At 35.6% G+C, this 16,846-nt stretch carries 12 protein-coding genes; 4 read left to right on the forward strand and 8 right to left on the reverse strand.

Translation table 11 applies throughout. From position 1 onward, the window contains the following. Nucleotides 1–30 precede the first annotated feature (30 nt). Nucleotides 31–2,853: a TonB-dependent receptor gene (locus KCG49_RS05925; protein WP_218545285.1), complete on the reverse strand. Its 2,823-nt coding sequence runs from the start codon at nt 2,851–2,853 to the stop codon at nt 31–33. 310 nt (nt 2,854–3,163) lie between these two features. Here KCG49_RS05925 and KCG49_RS05930 point away from each other — a divergent pair, with 310 nt between their 5' ends. After that, nucleotides 3,164–4,504, forward strand: coding sequence for a deoxyguanosinetriphosphate triphosphohydrolase (locus tag KCG49_RS05930; RefSeq protein ID WP_218545286.1), 1,341 nt, complete (start codon nt 3,164–3,166; stop codon nt 4,502–4,504). Nucleotides 4,505–4,591: 87 nt separating this feature from the next. Next, nucleotides 4,592–4,762: a hypothetical protein gene (locus KCG49_RS05935; RefSeq protein WP_218545287.1), complete on the forward strand. Its 171-nt coding sequence runs from the start codon at nt 4,592–4,594 to the stop codon at nt 4,760–4,762. On the opposite strand, the gene dxs is transcribed toward KCG49_RS05935, so the two are convergent. After that, nucleotides 4,736–6,520: a 1-deoxy-D-xylulose-5-phosphate synthase gene (gene dxs, locus KCG49_RS05940; RefSeq protein WP_218545288.1), complete on the reverse strand. Its 1,785-nt coding sequence runs from the start codon at nt 6,518–6,520 to the stop codon at nt 4,736–4,738. The genes KCG49_RS05935 and dxs overlap by 27 nt on opposite strands. Before the next feature lie 65 nt (nt 6,521–6,585). Between dxs and KCG49_RS05945 the strand changes: the two genes are divergently transcribed. Next, the gene (locus tag KCG49_RS05945) at nt 6,586–7,035 is read left to right on the forward strand and encodes a nucleoside deaminase (RefSeq protein WP_218545289.1); all 450 of its coding nucleotides are present in this window, start codon (nt 6,586–6,588) and stop codon (nt 7,033–7,035) included. Nucleotides 7,036–7,046: 11 nt separating this feature from the next. Next, nucleotides 7,047–7,499, forward strand: a complete 453-nt coding sequence (locus tag KCG49_RS05950; protein WP_218545290.1) for a hypothetical protein — start codon at nt 7,047–7,049, stop codon at nt 7,497–7,499. Nucleotides 7,500–7,574: 75 nt separating this feature from the next. Here the strand turns inward: KCG49_RS05950 and KCG49_RS05955 are convergent, their stop codons facing one another. From KCG49_RS05955 to KCG49_RS05980, 6 genes are all read right to left on the reverse strand, one after another. Next, complete coding sequence (locus KCG49_RS05955) at nt 7,575–7,766, reverse strand: cold-shock protein (RefSeq protein WP_008269621.1); 192 nt, start codon at nt 7,764–7,766, stop codon at nt 7,575–7,577. Between the two features lie 176 nt (nt 7,767–7,942). Then, the gene (locus KCG49_RS05960) at nt 7,943–8,188 is read right to left on the reverse strand and encodes a hypothetical protein (protein ID WP_218545291.1); all 246 of its coding nucleotides are present in this window, start codon (nt 8,186–8,188) and stop codon (nt 7,943–7,945) included. 43 nt (nt 8,189–8,231) lie between these two features. Next, nucleotides 8,232–10,013, reverse strand: a complete 1,782-nt coding sequence (locus tag KCG49_RS05965) for a chloride channel protein (RefSeq protein WP_218545292.1) — start codon at nt 10,011–10,013, stop codon at nt 8,232–8,234. A 42-nt stretch (nt 10,014–10,055) separates the two neighbouring features. Beyond that, nucleotides 10,056–11,810 carry an aspartate--tRNA ligase gene (gene aspS, locus KCG49_RS05970; protein ID WP_218545293.1) on the reverse strand — a complete coding sequence of 585 codons (1,755 nt, stop codon included), beginning with the start codon at nt 11,808–11,810 and terminating at the stop codon, nt 10,056–10,058. 137 nt (nt 11,811–11,947) lie between these two features. Further along, the gene (locus tag KCG49_RS05975; RefSeq protein ID WP_218545294.1) at nt 11,948–15,514 is read right to left on the reverse strand and encodes an efflux RND transporter permease subunit; all 3,567 of its coding nucleotides are present in this window, start codon (nt 15,512–15,514) and stop codon (nt 11,948–11,950) included. Between the two features lie 164 nt (nt 15,515–15,678). Continuing rightward, a complete protein-coding gene (locus KCG49_RS05980) occupies nt 15,679–16,842 on the reverse strand; it encodes an efflux RND transporter periplasmic adaptor subunit (RefSeq protein ID WP_218545295.1) in 1,164 nt (387 codons plus the stop codon). Nucleotides 16,843–16,846: the final 4 nt, after the last annotated feature.

Below are 16,846 nucleotides of genomic sequence, written 5' to 3' on the forward strand. Positions count from 1 at the left end.
TAGAATTTAAATATTGAGTTATTGTTTTTATTAAAATTTATATTTTAGAGAGAGTCCCATGTTTACACCTGCTTTGAATTCAGAAATAGTAATATCTCCACTACCGGTATCTTCTCTTACGAATGATATATTAGGATTTAATAAGTTTGAAGCAGAAACCGTGAGGTCTAATTTTTCTGATATTGGGCTATTCCATACAAAATTTAAAGCCGTAACACTTTTCTCTACGATGTTACCTAATTGTCCAGAACCTATAGAGTATATTCTGTCTGAGAAATAAGAGCTTACAAGTGTTAGTCTTGGCTCATAATTCCCAAACTTTGGTTTATAAGTAAAATCAGCATTGAACACCCACTTTGAAGCTCCTTCAAGTTCTTCAGTGCTGCGGTCGAAAGACGTTGTAAATGTTCCTGATATATCTTTTAAATCTTGTTCTGTGAATAGGTAAGATCCGTTAAAACCAAAACTTAACAAGGTGTTTTCTTCATCGCGTAGAAGTAAATTTTTACGTAGTTCTACTTCTAATCCAAACACGTCTGCATTATTACCAGTTCTAAAATAACGCTGTGTACCAGTGGCATCAGCTGCAACAACTCTGTTTACAGGATCGTCAATACGTTTTGCAAATGCTGCTAGAGATAAAATTTCGTCAGAAGATACAAACCATTCATATTTTAAATCGAAATTATATATTTCTGAGTAGGTTGGGCCATTACCATCAGGACCACCTAATAAATCTGGATTACCACCGTATCTTAGTGTTACATCCTCATAAACAAATGGTGCAACCTCCTTAAATTCTGGTATAGATGCAGTTTTACTGAATGAAAATCTTAAATTAGAATCATCATTTAAGGCATACTTAATATTAAAACTTGGTAATATAATAGTTTCTGATACTGATCTAACACCAGGGTCATTAGGAGGAATGTTAATTACATCATATTCAATTTCCTGCTCAAAATACTCTAAACGAACACCAGGAACCAACAACCATTTTTCACCTAAATTAATTTCGGCATTAGCATAACCTGCATTAACGGTCAATAAACCATTGTAAGTGTTTTCTGGTAAACCAGGAACATTGGTATTGCCTATTTCGTTACTAATAGGATTAAGTACAATAGTGCTAAAAAGACCTTGACCTTCTTCGGTACTTATATTATTGACATTGAATATTGAATTAAGATCATTAACATCTAATACAGGGTTGTTCTCTTTGTCTATAATTTGGTAACCATATCTAATACTATTAAATATTCTCTTTTTTCTACGACCATTGTAACCAATATTGAACGTAAAGTTTTCTGAAACCTCCTTTTCAAAATTTAAGAAACTACTATACTCGTTGTCCTCAATAGTTTGAAAAAATCGTTGATTATCAAATGGAATATTATCGTAGAATATAGGATTTGTAGTTTGGTCATTGTCTAAAGCAAACTGATAGTTTTCAAAAGAAAAACGTTTTCTGTCTGGTTCATCAGATAAAACTTTGTTGTAACCAAAGCCCCAAGTTACTTCTATACCATCGTCATCAGACGATTTATGTGTTCCCAATAATTGGTTTACAAAAACCATATCTTGGTTAAATCTACCGTTAATGGTAAAGAACCCTAGTCCATTTGGGTCTACACTTGCAATATCGTCACGATTAAACCCACGACCTTGAGTACCATAATAGCCTACTTCATCACTTGAACTATTTATAAATAATGAGCTATACTTTAATGAATTTTGATTATCAATTTTAAAATCCAAATTCAGCATACCCGTGGTATTGGTACTATAATTGTACTCCTCTACATTTGGATAATCTACCTTTAGTACATTGGTAAAATCTCTTGCGATGCCTTCTCTGTATTCAAAGCCATTAGAGAACCCTAAAGTAGCAAATACACTCAATCGCATATCATTTTCAAAGTCAAAAGAATAACCTCCAGATATAGAGCCATTAAGGTTAATTGGTGATTCACCTTGCTGAGGATCGACAGGGTGCGACAATACTACAGCAAATGGATTGTTGTTGTAACGGTTATAATATCCAAAGAAACTTGCTCCATCATTTCTAACAAATGTTTCTCCAGCAGCATTAGAGTTCACACCACTACCTAGTGATATGTTTAAAAAACCACTACCATTATATTCCTTAGAGTTGATATTCACATTACCTGCTGCGAAATCTCCATAAAAATTAGGAGTATAAGCTTTACTTACCGAAATATTCTCAATAATATCTGTTGAAAATAAGTCTAAGTCGATATTCTTTTTGTTTACATCAGTAGAAGGTAACGATAGTCCATTCATAGTTGTGTTTTGGTATCTGTCACCTAGACCTCTAACGTATACTTCACTTGAACTTTCTTGTTTAGAGATCCCCGAAATTTTAGATACAGCTGCTGCTGCATCACCAATACCTTTTCTAGATAACTCAACAGCACCAATACTTTGCTTTATTTCCACAGCTTTCTTTTGGTCCAATAGTAATGCCGCTTCACTTTCTTTACGAGTAGTCGTTGTAATAACTACTTCCTCTAGACTAGCTGCACTAGCTCCCATGGGCACATTGATTGTTGTAACTTTACCAGCAACAACATCAGCTTTAATTTCTTGTGTTTCGTAACCTACAAAACTAAATATCAAGGTGTAAGTACCTGGCGCTAGTTCAGCGAATTGGTATAAACCATCTATATCACTGGTCGTACCTGTTGTGGTGCCTTTAATAAGGATGTTTGCGAACGGTAAAGGCTCGTTATTATATTCCTTATCTGTTAGCTTACCAACGATAGAACCTGTATTTTGAGCAAAGGTTATCGCCGTAGTTAATAGTATGAGTATGAATTGTAAATTTCTCATCAGTTTTTTAAAATTGCTGCTGCAAAGAAACAGCGATATCATTTGTTTCAGGTTATACAAAAATTAAAGATTTGTAACTAAAATGTTAGCTTACTGTTAGTTTAGTATTAACTGAATTTATGGTAAGGAAACAATTTGTTAACATTGGTTTTTTAATAATGTACCTAATCTTTTTGCAACCAACTCTATAGCAAATTATCTATCTTGCATACTTTAAACATTTGGACTATGCCTCTAGTGACAGGTATTTTGTTCTAACTGTAAAAAACAACAACAACAAATTATATCTAACAGATAAAAATTAATATAGATGAATTGGGAGCAATTACTATCCTTAAAACGCTATGGAGACACTAATAAAAGACTAAGAAAAGAGCAGGACGAAAGCCGTTTGGGTTTTGAGGTAGATTATGACCGAATTATATTTTCCTCAGAGTTTAGAGGGCTTCAAGACAAAACTCAGGTTGTACCTTTGTCTAAAACCGATTTTGTACACACGCGTCTAACCCACAGTTTAGAAGTAAGTGTTGTCGGTAGGTCTTTAGGGAGAAAGGTCGGGCGACTTTTATTAGAAAAGCATCCACATTTAGAAAGCATTCACGGCTACAAAATGAATGATTTTGGTGCCATAGTAGCTGCGGCAGCTTTAGCACACGATATTGGTAATCCACCCTTTGGGCATTCTGGTGAGAAATCGATTGGAGCTTATTTTAAAGATGGAAATGGAGCAAAGTTCAAAAGTTATTTGTCTGATAAGGAATATCAAGATTTGTGTGATTTTGAAGGCAATGCCAATGGATTTAAAATTCTTACTGAAAGTCGTGAGGGTAGAGAAGGTGGGCTCCGCTTAAGCTATGCTACTTTGGGTGCTTTTATAAAATACCCAAAAGAATCGCTTCCTAAAAGGCCAACACAGCATATTATAGACAAGAAATATGGCTTCTTTCAAAGTGAAAAAGACATGTTTTCTAATGTCGCTTTAGAACTAGGTTTAACGAAACGAAGTGATGATTATTTAAGTTTTCATAGGCATCCTTTGGCATTTTTGGTTGAAGCTGCCGATGATATATGCTACACAATTATCGATTTTGAAGATGGTATTAACTTAGGGCTTATCCAAGAAGAATATGCCTTAGAGTATCTTACCAATTTAGTGAGACCTAGAATTAAAACCGAAAACTATAACGCATTAAGAACTACTGAAGATCGCATTAGTTATTTGCGAGCATTGGCGATTGGAACTTTGATAGATGAATCTGCCTCGCTTTTTATGAAGCACGAAGAAGCCATTTTAGCAGGTAGATTTGAAACCGCTTTGTTAGATGTTAGCCAATATAAAGCACAGATTAAGGACATTATAGATTTAAGCGTAAAGAATGTGTATCGCTCAAAAGATGTTATTGATAAAGAAATTTCTGGTTATGAGATTTTAAATCAGTTGTTAAACACCTATGGTAAAATGGCTTATAATTATACGAAGGGAAATATGTCTAGTTACGATAAGCTATTGTTTAACGCACTGCCAAAAACATTAAAGTTTACAAATGATTCACTTTATCAAAATCTATTGGCGGTTTGTCTTTATATTTCCAAATTATCAGATACCAATGCGATGTTGTTGCACCAAAAACTAAAAGGCAATATTTTTTAAATTGCATTTCATCGAATAATTTTGTTTTTTAACGGATAATTGTTTTTATTTACTTTATAATCAGCCCTCAACCAAAATACCCTACTTATGAGAAATAATATACTTGGAGGCTTAGTCATTTTTATGGTTGTATTGACTTGCCTATTAATGCTAGACGACATTTCTAACACTCAAAAGCAACCTTCTGTTGAAGATACTGCTCAAGTAGAGCAAATTGAAAATAAAGCTGATTTAGCTATTGTTGAGACTGAAGATTAAGTTTTCAACTTTCTTTTTTATAGATTCTGTATCCAATTTTTGAAGTTGCTTTAATTGGTCTGTGGCACCATGCTCTATAAACTGATCTTCAATGCCCAAGGTATGGATTTTATGACTGTAGTTGTTGGCGTTTGCAAAAGCAATAATAGAACTGCCAAAGCCCCCAATAATTGCGCCGTCCTCAATGGTTACTATAGCTTCGTAATGTTTAAAAATTTGATGTAGCAAATCTTCATCCAAAGGTTTTACAAATTGCATATCGTAATGCCCAATAACATCCTTAGGTTCTATAGAAGCAATTACATCTTCAGCAGTTTTTGCCATTGTTCCTAATGAAAGTATGGCGAGTCTGTTCCCTTTTTTTAAACAGATGCCTTTTCCAATTTCAATACTCTCAAAAGGTAGTTTCCAATCTAAAAGATGACCTCTTCCTCTGGGATAACGAATGGCAATAGGAAAATCAATACCTTGTTGAGCGGTGTACATAATATTGCGAAGTGCAATGGCATCCCTTGGCGCAAAAATTACCATATTAGGAATACAGTTTAAGTATGCTAAGTCAAACACTCCATGATGCGTTGCGCCATCTTCACCTACCAAACCAGCTCTGTCCAAACAGAAAATAACAGGAAGATTTTGCAAAGCCACATCATGTATCACTTGATCATAAGCACGCTGCAAAAATGTAGAATAGATATTACAAAACGGAATCATACCTTGTGTAGCCATTCCTGCTGCCAGTGTAACAGCATGTTGCTCGGCTATGCCAACATCAAAAGCACGTTCAGGAATTTCTTCCATCATATATTTTAAAGAACTACCTGTTGGCATCGCTGGTGTAATGCCAATAATTTTTTTGTTTTTAAGAGCAAGCTCAACAATAGTTTCTCCAAAAACATCTTGATACTTTGGTGCTTGTTGGCTAGAACCTGATTTGGCATGAAGTTCACCGGTTTTAGCATCAAACTTTCCTGGAGCATGGTACTTGATTTGATTTTCTTCAGCTTGCTTTAAACCTTTGCCCTTTATGGTAATGACGTGCAGAAACTTTGGCCCCTTTACCGATTTTAAACGTTCTAATTCTGAAATTAACAATGGCAAATCATGACCATCAATAGGGCCAGAGTAATCAAAATTTAAGGCTTCAAAAATATTATCTTGTTTTTCGGTGCCTTTTTTTACATTGGTTAAATATTGTTTTAAAGCACCAACACTTGGGTCGATACCAATGGCATTATCATTTAAAATCACCAATAAGTTGGCATCTGTAACCCCAGCATGATTTAAACCTTCAAACGCCATTCCGCTGGCAATCGAAGCATCACCGATTATGGCGACATGATGTTTGTCTTCGCCCTTTAGCTGCGAGGCTATAGCCATACCTAAAGCAGCTGAAATTGAAGTAGATGAATGTCCAACACCAAAAGTGTCATAGTCGCTTTCGCTACGTTTAGGAAAACCACTAATACCATTAAGTTGTCTATTGGTTTCAAAAATGGCTTTACGACCAGTTAATATTTTATGCCCGTAAGCTTGGTGGCCAACATCCCAAATCAATAAATCTTCGGGTGTATTAAACACATAATGCAAGGCAATAGTTAGCTCCACAACACCGAGACTGGCACCCAAATGCCCTTCTTTTGTAGCAACAATATTGATAATGAACTCCCGAAGTTCTTTAGCAAGATGAGGTAAATCTTCTGGCTTAAGTTGGCGAAGCTCTTTGGGTAGGTTGATATGTTTTAGAATTTTTTTCATCCAAATACAAATGTACCATTTTGCAATTGTATTTTTTATTCAAATAGAATCGTATTTTTACAACAATGATTAACCCATTTGACGATATCTATTTTATGCGAAAAGCACTTCAGGAAGCTGAGTTGGCTTTTGAAAAAGGTGAAATACCAGTCGGCGCTATTATTGTTGTTAAAGACAGGATCATCGCGAGAACACATAACCTTACGGAGCTTTTAAATGATGTTACGGCACATGCAGAAATGCAGGCCATTACATCGGCAGCTAATTTTTTGGGAGGTAAATATCTAACGAGCTGTACGCTTTACGTAACTTTAGAACCTTGCCAAATGTGTGCTGGTGCTTTGTATTGGAGCCAAATTGCCAAAATTGTCTATGCGGCTTCAGATGAGCAGCGTGGGTTCAAAACTTTAGGGACTAAATTACATCCTAAAACAGAAGTGGTGAGTGGAGTTTTAGCAGAAGAAGCTTCTGCACTAATGAAACGTTTTTTTATTGAAAGGCGTAATTTGAATTAAAATTATAATAGATGAACAAACTTTTTGCAATATTAATTTTCCTATTTGTACTAAACTGTAAATCAACAGAAAATCAAGCGAAAATGATGAAAGAAGATGTAGTTTTAATTGGTAAGGGTAATCTATATGGATCTGGTGCCGAAGGTGTGGAAAAACAAAATTTAGTTATTTCTAACCCGCAAGAATGGAAAACGTTACTAGAAAAATTAAATTCAGTAAATAATGTTTCTAACGGTTTCTCTGAAACTAAAATAGATTTTTCAAAGTATGATATTATTGCTGTTTTTGATGCCGTGAAAACAACTGGTGGCCACACTTTAGATATAGATGTTAAAATCAATTCTGAAAATACAGTGGTTGAGGTGCTGCGAAAATCTCCCGTGGGTATGGCTACAACTGCAATGACGCAGCCTTATTATATTGCTAAAATCCCAAAACGTAAGTTGCCAATAGTATTTGAGTGAAATGGCTTTCCGTTTTCATAGAAATAAAAAACGCCCAACCAAAGGTTGAGCGTTGAAACTTTGTAAGATATATACTTATAGTACCTGCACATTTGCAGCTACCATTCCTTTTCGTCCTTCTTCTTCTGTGTACTCTACATTGTCACCTTCGCGTAATTCTACGCCATTAAGGTTTGATACGTGTACGAAGATGTCTTTTCCTGTTTCTTCGTTGGTAATGAATCCAAATCCTTTTGAATCATTGAAAAATTTAACTGTTCCAGTCATTATAAAATAAATAAAAATTAAAGTGCAAAGATATAATATATATTAACGCTAATGTTAATAAATCGTTTTATTTTAAATTATTGAAAATTAATAAGTTAAAATTCATCTATGGTATTGAATGAGAAGTACTGTTAACAAAGGGCTGACTCCCTTTTTTTAGAAACTTTGAGAGAACATTATATCTTATTTTGCTTTTGGTTCTCTCTCATTTTATCCAGATTTTCTTTAGTGATCATGTAATCTTTTACGTCTTTATCTTTCCATCTGTAGTAAGAAAATAGAGGAAAGACAATTAAAAATAAACCTAAAACACCAAAACCAACAAGTTTTTTGGCATATTCAACATCTAAAATTAAACCACAAATAATACTTCCTAATGAGGTAATAAACGCTATAAGTGTTATGATGTGTATGGGTTTCAAGGTGTATGTGTTAATTGTGAGCCACCTGACAGTTAATGCCAATTTAAGACGTAAAATTAATCAATTCGCGACGGTAAGCCGTTAATAGTTTTGATTTTGATACAAAGCCGTAATATTTATGGTCTTTTATAACAGGTAAATTCCAAGCTTTTGAAGTATGGAATTTCTTCATCACTTTTTCCATAGAATCATGTTCATAATAAATCACTTCGGGTGGTTTTTGCATAAAGGTTTCAACAGTTGTTGAATTGTATAAACTTTGATCAAACATTACAGAACGAATATTGTCTAGCAAAATGATGCCTATAAAATTTTGCTTATCATCAGTAACAGGAAATAGATTTCTATTGGATTTTGAAACTCCATTTTTAAGCATTTCCCCTAGGGTCATTTCGGGGTGCAACTCTACAAAATTTTGCTCTATGACAGTATCTAGTTTCATTAATGTTAATACACTTTTATCTTTATTTTGGGTTAAAAGCGCACCTTTTTCAATGAGTTCTTTGGTGTAGATTGTATGATCTAGTCCGTTTTTATTAATAATGAAAGACATTGAAGCTGTAATCATTAAGGGAACAAACAATTCATAACCGCCTGTAATTTCAGCAATTAAGAAAATTGCAGTCAAAGGTGCATGAAGTACACCAGCAATAAGACCAGCCATTCCGATCAATGTAAAGTTAGCTTCTGAAACCGAAAAGCCCAAGCCACAATTATTAATAACTTTCGCAACGACATTTCCTAAAGCGCTTCCCATGACTAATGTGGGGATGATGATTCCACCAGTTCCGCCTGCGGCAAAAGTAGTGGTCATGGCTATGGCTTTAAAAACTGTAATACCAAACAACAAAGCTATAACGACCCAGATATTATCTAAATGTGCATCAAACGGCGTTTTTCCTAAAGCTTCAATATCATTGCCAAGCATAAGATTGTTGATAAAACCAAAGCCTTCACCATAGAGAGGTGGAATAAAAAAGAGCATAATACCTATAGCTAAACCACCAATGATAAGCTTATGCTTTGAAGATTTAAACCGATTAAAAAATGAGGTAATTCCAAAATATATTTTTGAAAAATAAATTGATGCCACGCCAGTTCCGATACCCAAAAGGATATAGAACAAAGTGTCTTTAATGGCAAATTTGTCCGTAACATTAAAATCGAAAAGCACACTATCCCCCAAGAAAAAGTAAGAGGTTATTACAGATGAAACAGACGCTATTAAAAGTGGCAATAACGATGCAAACGTGAGATCTAGACTAAAAACTTCAATGGCGAAGATGATAGCTGCAATGGGTGATTTAAAAATTGAAGCGATAGCTCCTGCCGCTGCACAAGCAATCAATAAACTTCTGGTTTTACGATCTATGTGCAATACCCTACTAAAGTTAGAACTCAAAGCTGAAGCAGACGCAATTGCGGGACCTAACAGTCCTACAGAGCCACCAAAGCCAACGGTCAGTGGTGCGGTAATTAGTGGTAAATAAATATTGCGTTTACTGATAACACCATCACGTTTAGATAATGCATATAAAATTGAAGGAATGGCATGCTCGCTAGGTTGTTTCGAAATATATTTTACAAATAAATAGACCAAAAACAATCCTATGATCGGTAAAATAAAATAGATGCTGTTTTCAGAGAGAATAATACCTTCTTCAAAAATAGTTTCAATAGCAAAAGTAATATTCTTAATAAACACAGATATTAAACCAGCCAATAACCCAATGACTAAACTTAATAAAAACACAAAGTTTTTTTCAGAGATATGTTTATATCTCCAGATGAGTAAACGCTTAAAAAAGTTGGTTTTTGTTGGCATAACACAGATCTGCTAGGTTTTAAAAACCTAATAGGTCTAAAGTTAAGACTTTAAATTCAACTTTAAATTTAATTCTTCAAGTTGTTCCTTATCAATTGGTGCGGGTGCATCAATCATTACATCGCGACCTGAGTTGTTTTTAGGAAAGGCGATAAAGTCTCTAATGGTTTCTTGTCCTCCTAAAATGGCAACTAATCTATCTAATCCAAAAGCAATACCTCCATGTGGTGGCGCACCATATTCAAAGGCATCCATTAAGAATCCAAATTGTGCTCTGGCTTCTTCGTCTGAAAAACCTAAGTGTTTCAACATAATGGCTTGTGTCGCCTTATCGTGAATACGAATAGAACCACCACCGATTTCGTTTCCATTTAAAACTAAATCGTAAGCATTGGCTTTTACTTCACATGGTTTGGTATCTAATAGTTCTAGTTGTCCAGGTTTTGGCGATGTAAATGGGTGATGCATGGCATGGTAGCGCTCTGTCTCTTCATCCCATTCCAATAATGGAAAGTCCATTACCCAAAGTGGTGCAAATTCATCTGGATTGCGTAAACCTAAACGCTCTGCCAACTCCATACGTAACGCACTCAGCTGTGCTCTTACTTTACTGGTTTCGCCAGAAAGCACACAGATTAAATCTCCTGCTTTTGCTCCTGTTACTTCTGCCCATTTTGCTAAATCGTCTTGATTGTAGAATTTGTCAACAGAAGATTTATAAGAACCATCGTCATTACAGCGGCAATAAACCATACCCAAAGCTCCAACTTGTGGGCGTTTTACCCAGTCGATGAGTTTGTCAATGTCTTTTCTTGTATAAGAATTTCCGCCTGGTACTGCGATACCGACAACTAATTCAGCAGAATTAAATACATTAAAATCTTTGTGTTGTGCTACAGCATTTAATTCACCGAACTCCATTCCAAAACGAATGTCTGGTTTGTCATTTCCGTATAAACGCATCGCGTCATCGTAAAGCAGTCGCGGAAATTTCTCTACGTCAACACCATTGATTTCTTTTAATAAATGGCGCGTTAGACCTTCAAATGTGTTTAAGATATCTTCTTGCTCTACAAATGCCATTTCGCAATCTATTTGCGTGAACTCAGGCTGTCTGTCTGCACGTAAATCTTCGTCTCTAAAACACTTTACTATTTGAAAGTATTTGTCCATGCCACCAACCATAAGTAACTGTTTAAAAGTTTGTGGTGACTGTGGGAGTGCGTAAAATTGACCTTCGTTCATGCGGGAAGGCACAACAAAGTCACGAGCACCTTCTGGTGTAGATTTTATTAAGTAAGGTGTTTCGACTTCTATAAAACCATTGTTAGATAAATAATTTCTAACGGCCTGGGCTACTTTATGTCTAAAGATTAGATTTCCTTTTACAGGATTGCGACGAATATCCAAATAGCGATACTTCATACGTAAATCATCACCGCCATCGGTTTGGTCTTCTATGGTAAAAGGAGGAACAATAGAACTATTGAGAACCGTTAATTCTGATACTAAAACCTCAATGTCACCTGTTGGGATATTAGGATTTTTAGAAGCACGTTCCTGTACTTTACCCTTAACCTGAATCACAAATTCTCGACCCAGTCTTTGGGCTTGCTCCATTAAGTCTTTTGAAGTTTGATCTTCATCAAAATAGAGTTGCGTAATACCATAGCGGTCGCGTACATCTACATACACCATAAATCCTTTATCCCTAACACCTTGTACCCAACCTGCAAGTGTAACTTCTGTATTGTTGTGTGTAGTTCTTAACTCCCCACAATTATGACTTCTATACATATTGAAATTTTAATCGTGCAAATTTAATCAACTTATAGGATAATTAAATAAAAAGCCTCAACAATTGTTGAGGCCTTCCGCTATTAATCAAACCTTGTAAGCTTGAGGTTTATGTTCTTGTTTGGTTTTAATTTGTATCACTTATCCATATTCAATACTTCTTGCGGTACTAATCTTTCGGGCACAATGTCTTCTGGAATGATATCTGAGCCACCAAATTTAGATTTTAGCCACATTTTTAATGAAGTTGATAAATAGAATAAAACGGGTACTACAATTAAGGTTAAGAATGTTGCTATAAATAGACCATAGATAACAGTCCAAGCCAGTGGTCCCCAAAAAATTACGTTGTCCCCTCCAAAATAGATATTGGGATCGAACTCGCTAAAAAGCGTAAAGAAATTAATGTTAAGACCAATAGCCAAAGGGATTAGGCCAAGTATTGTCGTTATAGCTGTGAGCAATACAGGTCTTAAACGTGCCTTACCAGCTTTAATAATTTGTTTCAATAACTCGTCTTTAGGTAGGTATTCGGATATATCTAAATCTAACTGATTTTTTCTCCTATCAATCAATAGTTGGGCATAATCAAGTAAAACCACACCGTTGTTAACCACAATACCAGCAAGCGATATAATACCCATCATGGTCATTAAAATAACAAAGGAATCACCAGTTATGACAATACCACCAAATACACCGATTAAACTCAAGAAAATTGCAATCATGATAATGGCTGGCTTCGAAACTGAGTTGAACTGGAAAATCAATATGAAAAAGATTAAACCTAAACCTGTAAAGAAAGCGCCCATTAGGAATGCCATTTCCTTCTCTTGTTCTTCAATCTGGCCTGTATAATCTATTTTTACAGTAGAAGGTAAGTCATTAAAATTTTTCATTTCATTTTGAATCTGACTTACAACGGCACCAGCGTCTGTATAGCCAGGAGCTAAAGCAGAGTAAACCGTCACAACACGCTTAGTATCTTTGTGCTTAATGGCACTAAATCCTGAATTATTGTTTTGTTTGGCTACAGTAGATACAGGTATTTCCTTTACCTGACCAGAAGCCATATCTCTAAACACAATATTCTGATTGAAAAGCGCACTTGTGTTGTACCTTAAATCTTCGTTAAAGCGCACATAGATATCATAGTCATCACCATCTTCTTTATATATACCAGCTTTTGCACCAAATAATGAATTACGCAATTGCTGACCAACTTGTCCTGTACTTACCCCAAGCTCACCTGCTTTTTCTCTATCCACAAGAACTTGCATACCTGGTTTATCCTTGTTTACATCGATTTTAAGCTCATCAATTGCTGAGATGTTTTTTGAATTGATAAATTCGCGCATACGTTCTGCAACAGCAATGAGTTCGTCGTAGTCATTACCTTCTAATTCAATGTTTACAGGTGGGCCAGCTGGTGGTCCGTTAGCATCTTTTTCAACAGATATTAAGACACCTGGGTAGATGCCTGCAAGTGCTTCCTGTACTTTTTTACGTAACACTTCACTATCTTTTCCTTTACGGAATTTGTACTCACGCATAGAAGCCGTAATCTTACCTTTATGTGGCATTTCAGCAGCAGAGCCGCCATCGGTTTGAGGGTTTCCTGCACCTTCACCGACTTGTGACACTGCACTTTCTACCAAGAAATTTTCACCATCGGCGATGTACTCTTCGTCATAAAGAATACCGTACACCTTGGCTTCAATTTCCTTGGTGATCTTATTTGTCTTGGCAATATCTGTTCCTTCAGGATATTCTATATATACAATAATCTGATTAGGTTTGTTATCTGGAAAAAATTCAATTTTTGTTCGTTGGCTTGCAACAGAGGCTCCAAAACTTCCGAAGGCCAAAAAGAAAAGAATAAGACTTCCAAAGGCAATCAATTGAGGTTTCCAACCTTTAAAGGCTCCTGTGAGTGTGCGTTCATAGAAGTTTTCTAAGCGGACCAAGGTTTTTGTCTGGAATCTATTTGCAGCCTTTCTAAGTATTAAACGGTATATCCAAAGTAATATAGCTGTTACGATCATTAAGGTTCCCAAACCTCGGTAGGCTCCACCAAATATCATAATGATTAGACCAATACCTCCTAAAATTGCTGATATGGCAATGATATTTTTTAGAGGCATGTCTTTATCCTCGGTGGTCATAAATTGAGACACTAAAACTGAATTAAAAAAGATGGCCACTAATAAGGATGACCCTAATACGACAGAAAGTGTTATAGGGAAATAGACCATAAACTGTCCCATCAACCCAGGCCATAAGCCTAGAGGAATAAATGCAGCAACAGTTGTAGCCGTAGAAATAATAATGGGGAAGGCGATTTCGCCAATACCTTTTTTGGCAGCTTCAACACGGGATAGACCCTCTTGCTCCATAAGTCGATATACATTTTCGACAACTACAATACCATTATCAACCAGCATTCCCAGACCCATAATTAGACCAAAAAGAATCATGGTATTCATAGTGTAACCTAATGCATCTAAAATCATTAAGGACATAAACATGGACATTGGGATTGCAAACCCTACAAACAATGCATTTTTAAATCCTAGAAAGAACATTAGAACTGTTACTACCAGTATAATACCAAAGATGATATTGTTTACTAAGTCATCCACTTGACCTATGGTTTTAGAAGATTGATCGTTGGTAGTAGTTACCCTTAAGTTTGTAGGCAATACATTAGCTTTTGCGTCTGCTACAATTTTTTCGATCTTTTCTGCCGCGGCGACCATGTTTTTACCCGAACGCTTTTTAACATCGAGCATTACCACGGCATCACTTTTACTACTTTCAGGAAGATACTCACGTGCGTAAGTCGTCTTATCCTTTGGTCTAAAAGAAATGGTGGCAATATCCTTTAAATAAATTGGGTTATTGTTTTCAGATTTTACAACGAAGTTTTCTAAATCTTCAGGTCTGTCGATTTCGCCTATGATTCGTATGGTTCTTCTTTGTCCACTTGTAATGAAGTTACCAGCTGACATGGTCATATTACCATTGCCAATTGCTCCAGTAATATCATCAAAACTTACTTTAGAAGCCATCATTTTATAGACATCTACAGCAACCTCTACTTCTTTTTCTTGAGCTCCTCTAATATCAACTTGCTTTATTTCAGGCAAATCTTCAATTTCATCTTCGAGGTATTCACCAAATTCTTTTAATCGTTCTACAGTATAATCTCCTGAGATATTAATATTAAGAATTGGCATTTCTTCAGAGAGACTCAATTCAAAAACATTAGGCTCTACTTTAGCACCATTGAATGTTGGCCAGTCTTCGCTTGAGGTTTCAGAATCAATTTCGTCTTTCACTTTTTGCTTTGCGGCATCAACAGAAATGTCTTCGTCAAACTCTACAATCACCATAGAATAGTCTTCTTGGGATGTAGAAGTGATTTCAACAACATTGCTAACGTTCTTAAGCTTGTCTTCTAAAGGGTCAGTAATTAGCTTTTCAATATCTTCGGCAGTGTTTCCTGGGAAAAGGGAGCTAATATAGATTTTAGTCTCTCTAATCTCTGGAAAGCTTTCTCGTGGCATACTAAAATAGGCAGAACCTCCTAAAAATAGTATTAAGACAATTGCCACATACATCGTGGTTTTATTGTTAATTGCCCAAGATGATAAGCCAAATTCCTTATCGACTTTTTTCTTTTGTTTCTTTTTGTTAGTCATTGATTGCTAGTTTTATAAGTTTAATGTTTAGAAATTTAGCAGCTCTTAAACATTACTTTATCTTTTATTTTAATTGAGATATAACCTATCTGTCACAGCTGATATTTTGCTTATGGCATCTCTTTATATTCATCTAATCTTCTTTTGCTAAAGTTTGAAGATTGCTAACTAATAACCTTAACCGTTTGCCCATCCTTAACACTGCGTGCTCCTTCTTGTATAACCTCTGCATTTTCTTCTAAGCCAGATAATACCTCGATTTCGTCCCCTTGTGTTTTGCCGGTTTGTATAATAACTTGTTTTGCCGTTGCCTTGTCTTTATTTTTATCGGCAAGCACATAAATGTATTGCTCACCCTCAGCATTTTCTGAGATGATACTCTGAGGAATTAGAATTGCCTTTTTGTTGGTATAATCATTGATTTTTAGTCGAGCCGTTAGATTTGGTTTAATGGATCCGTCTTTATTGGGCACAGCTATTTCTACATCGAATGTTCTGTTGGCAGGATTGATAAAGTTACCTGTCTGTCTTACTTCTGAAGTTAATGTCTTGCCTAAAACAGGAAACATCACTTCCACTTTTTTACCGTTGGTTATACTTGTGATGTAGCTTTCTGGGACATCTGTTTTTATGTACATGTCCTTTAGGTTTACCAAACGCATTAATTGTGTTTGTCCTGGGGCCGCAACATTACCTTGTTCTGTGATAATATCGTCTATAACACCAGAAAACGGTGCTCTAACGTTATTTTTAGCCAACTGTTCATTGATTTGAGCGATGCTTTTTTGTAGACCTTCATACTGGGATTTTGTTTGAAGATACTGAATTTCGCTACCTATTTTTTGATCCCAAAGACGTTTTTGGCGCTCAAAAGTTGTTTTCGCCAGATTGGCTTGTACTTCTAGTTGTGCTTTTTGTTGGCTCAGTCCACCATCATCAATAGAAGCTAATAACTGTCCTTTACTTACTCTTTGCCCTTCCTTTACATGTACACGTGTAATAATACCACCTACTTCTGGTGTCACTACAATATTCTGTTTAGTTTCAACACTTCCTTGTAATTCTAGGTAATGCTTAAATTCTTCAACCTTTGCATTAAAAGTAGTAATGAGCGGTACATTTCTATCAGGGTTTATACTCTGAAGTTTTTCATCTAATTCTTTAATTTGAACGGCCAAGGCTTGCTGCTCATCAACCAATTCATCTTTCTTTTTTTGAATGGCTACGGCATCATCTGATGCAATGAGTTCTTCTACAGACTTTCCTTTTTCGCCCGAACATGCAGCTAAAAGTGATGTTAAAATGATTAAACTATATATTTTTTTCATGATG

This window comes from Winogradskyella luteola, assembly GCF_019203985.1.
GTDB lineage: Bacteria > Bacteroidota > Bacteroidia > Flavobacteriales > Flavobacteriaceae > Winogradskyella > Winogradskyella luteola.

Excerpts from the sequence above, each read along its gene's own strand:
- KCG49_RS05935 (WP_218545287.1), top strand. The coding sequence starts at position 4,592 with ATGAGAAATAATATACTTGGAGGCTTAGTCATTTTTATGGTTGTATTG.
- KCG49_RS05980 (WP_218545295.1), bottom strand. The coding sequence starts at position 16,842 with ATGAAAAAAATATATAGTTTAATCATTTTAACATCACTTTTAGCTGCA.
- dxs (WP_218545288.1), bottom strand. The coding sequence starts at position 6,520 with ATGAAAAAAATTCTAAAACATATCAACCTACCCAAAGAGCTTCGCCAA.
- KCG49_RS05925 (WP_218545285.1), bottom strand. The coding sequence starts at position 2,853 with ATGAGAAATTTACAATTCATACTCATACTATTAACTACGGCGATAACC.
- KCG49_RS05955 (WP_008269621.1), bottom strand. The coding sequence starts at position 7,766 with ATGACTGGAACAGTTAAATTTTTCAATGATTCAAAAGGATTTGGATTC.
- KCG49_RS05975 (WP_218545294.1), bottom strand. The coding sequence starts at position 15,514 with ATGACTAACAAAAAGAAACAAAAGAAAAAAGTCGATAAGGAATTTGGC.
- KCG49_RS05945 (WP_218545289.1), top strand. The coding sequence starts at position 6,586 with ATGATTAACCCATTTGACGATATCTATTTTATGCGAAAAGCACTTCAG.
- KCG49_RS05950 (WP_218545290.1), top strand. The coding sequence starts at position 7,047 with ATGAACAAACTTTTTGCAATATTAATTTTCCTATTTGTACTAAACTGT.
- aspS (WP_218545293.1), bottom strand. The coding sequence starts at position 11,810 with ATGTATAGAAGTCATAATTGTGGGGAGTTAAGAACTACACACAACAAT.
- KCG49_RS05930 (WP_218545286.1), top strand. The coding sequence starts at position 3,164 with ATGAATTGGGAGCAATTACTATCCTTAAAACGCTATGGAGACACTAAT.
- KCG49_RS05965 (WP_218545292.1), bottom strand. The coding sequence starts at position 10,013 with ATGCCAACAAAAACCAACTTTTTTAAGCGTTTACTCATCTGGAGATAT.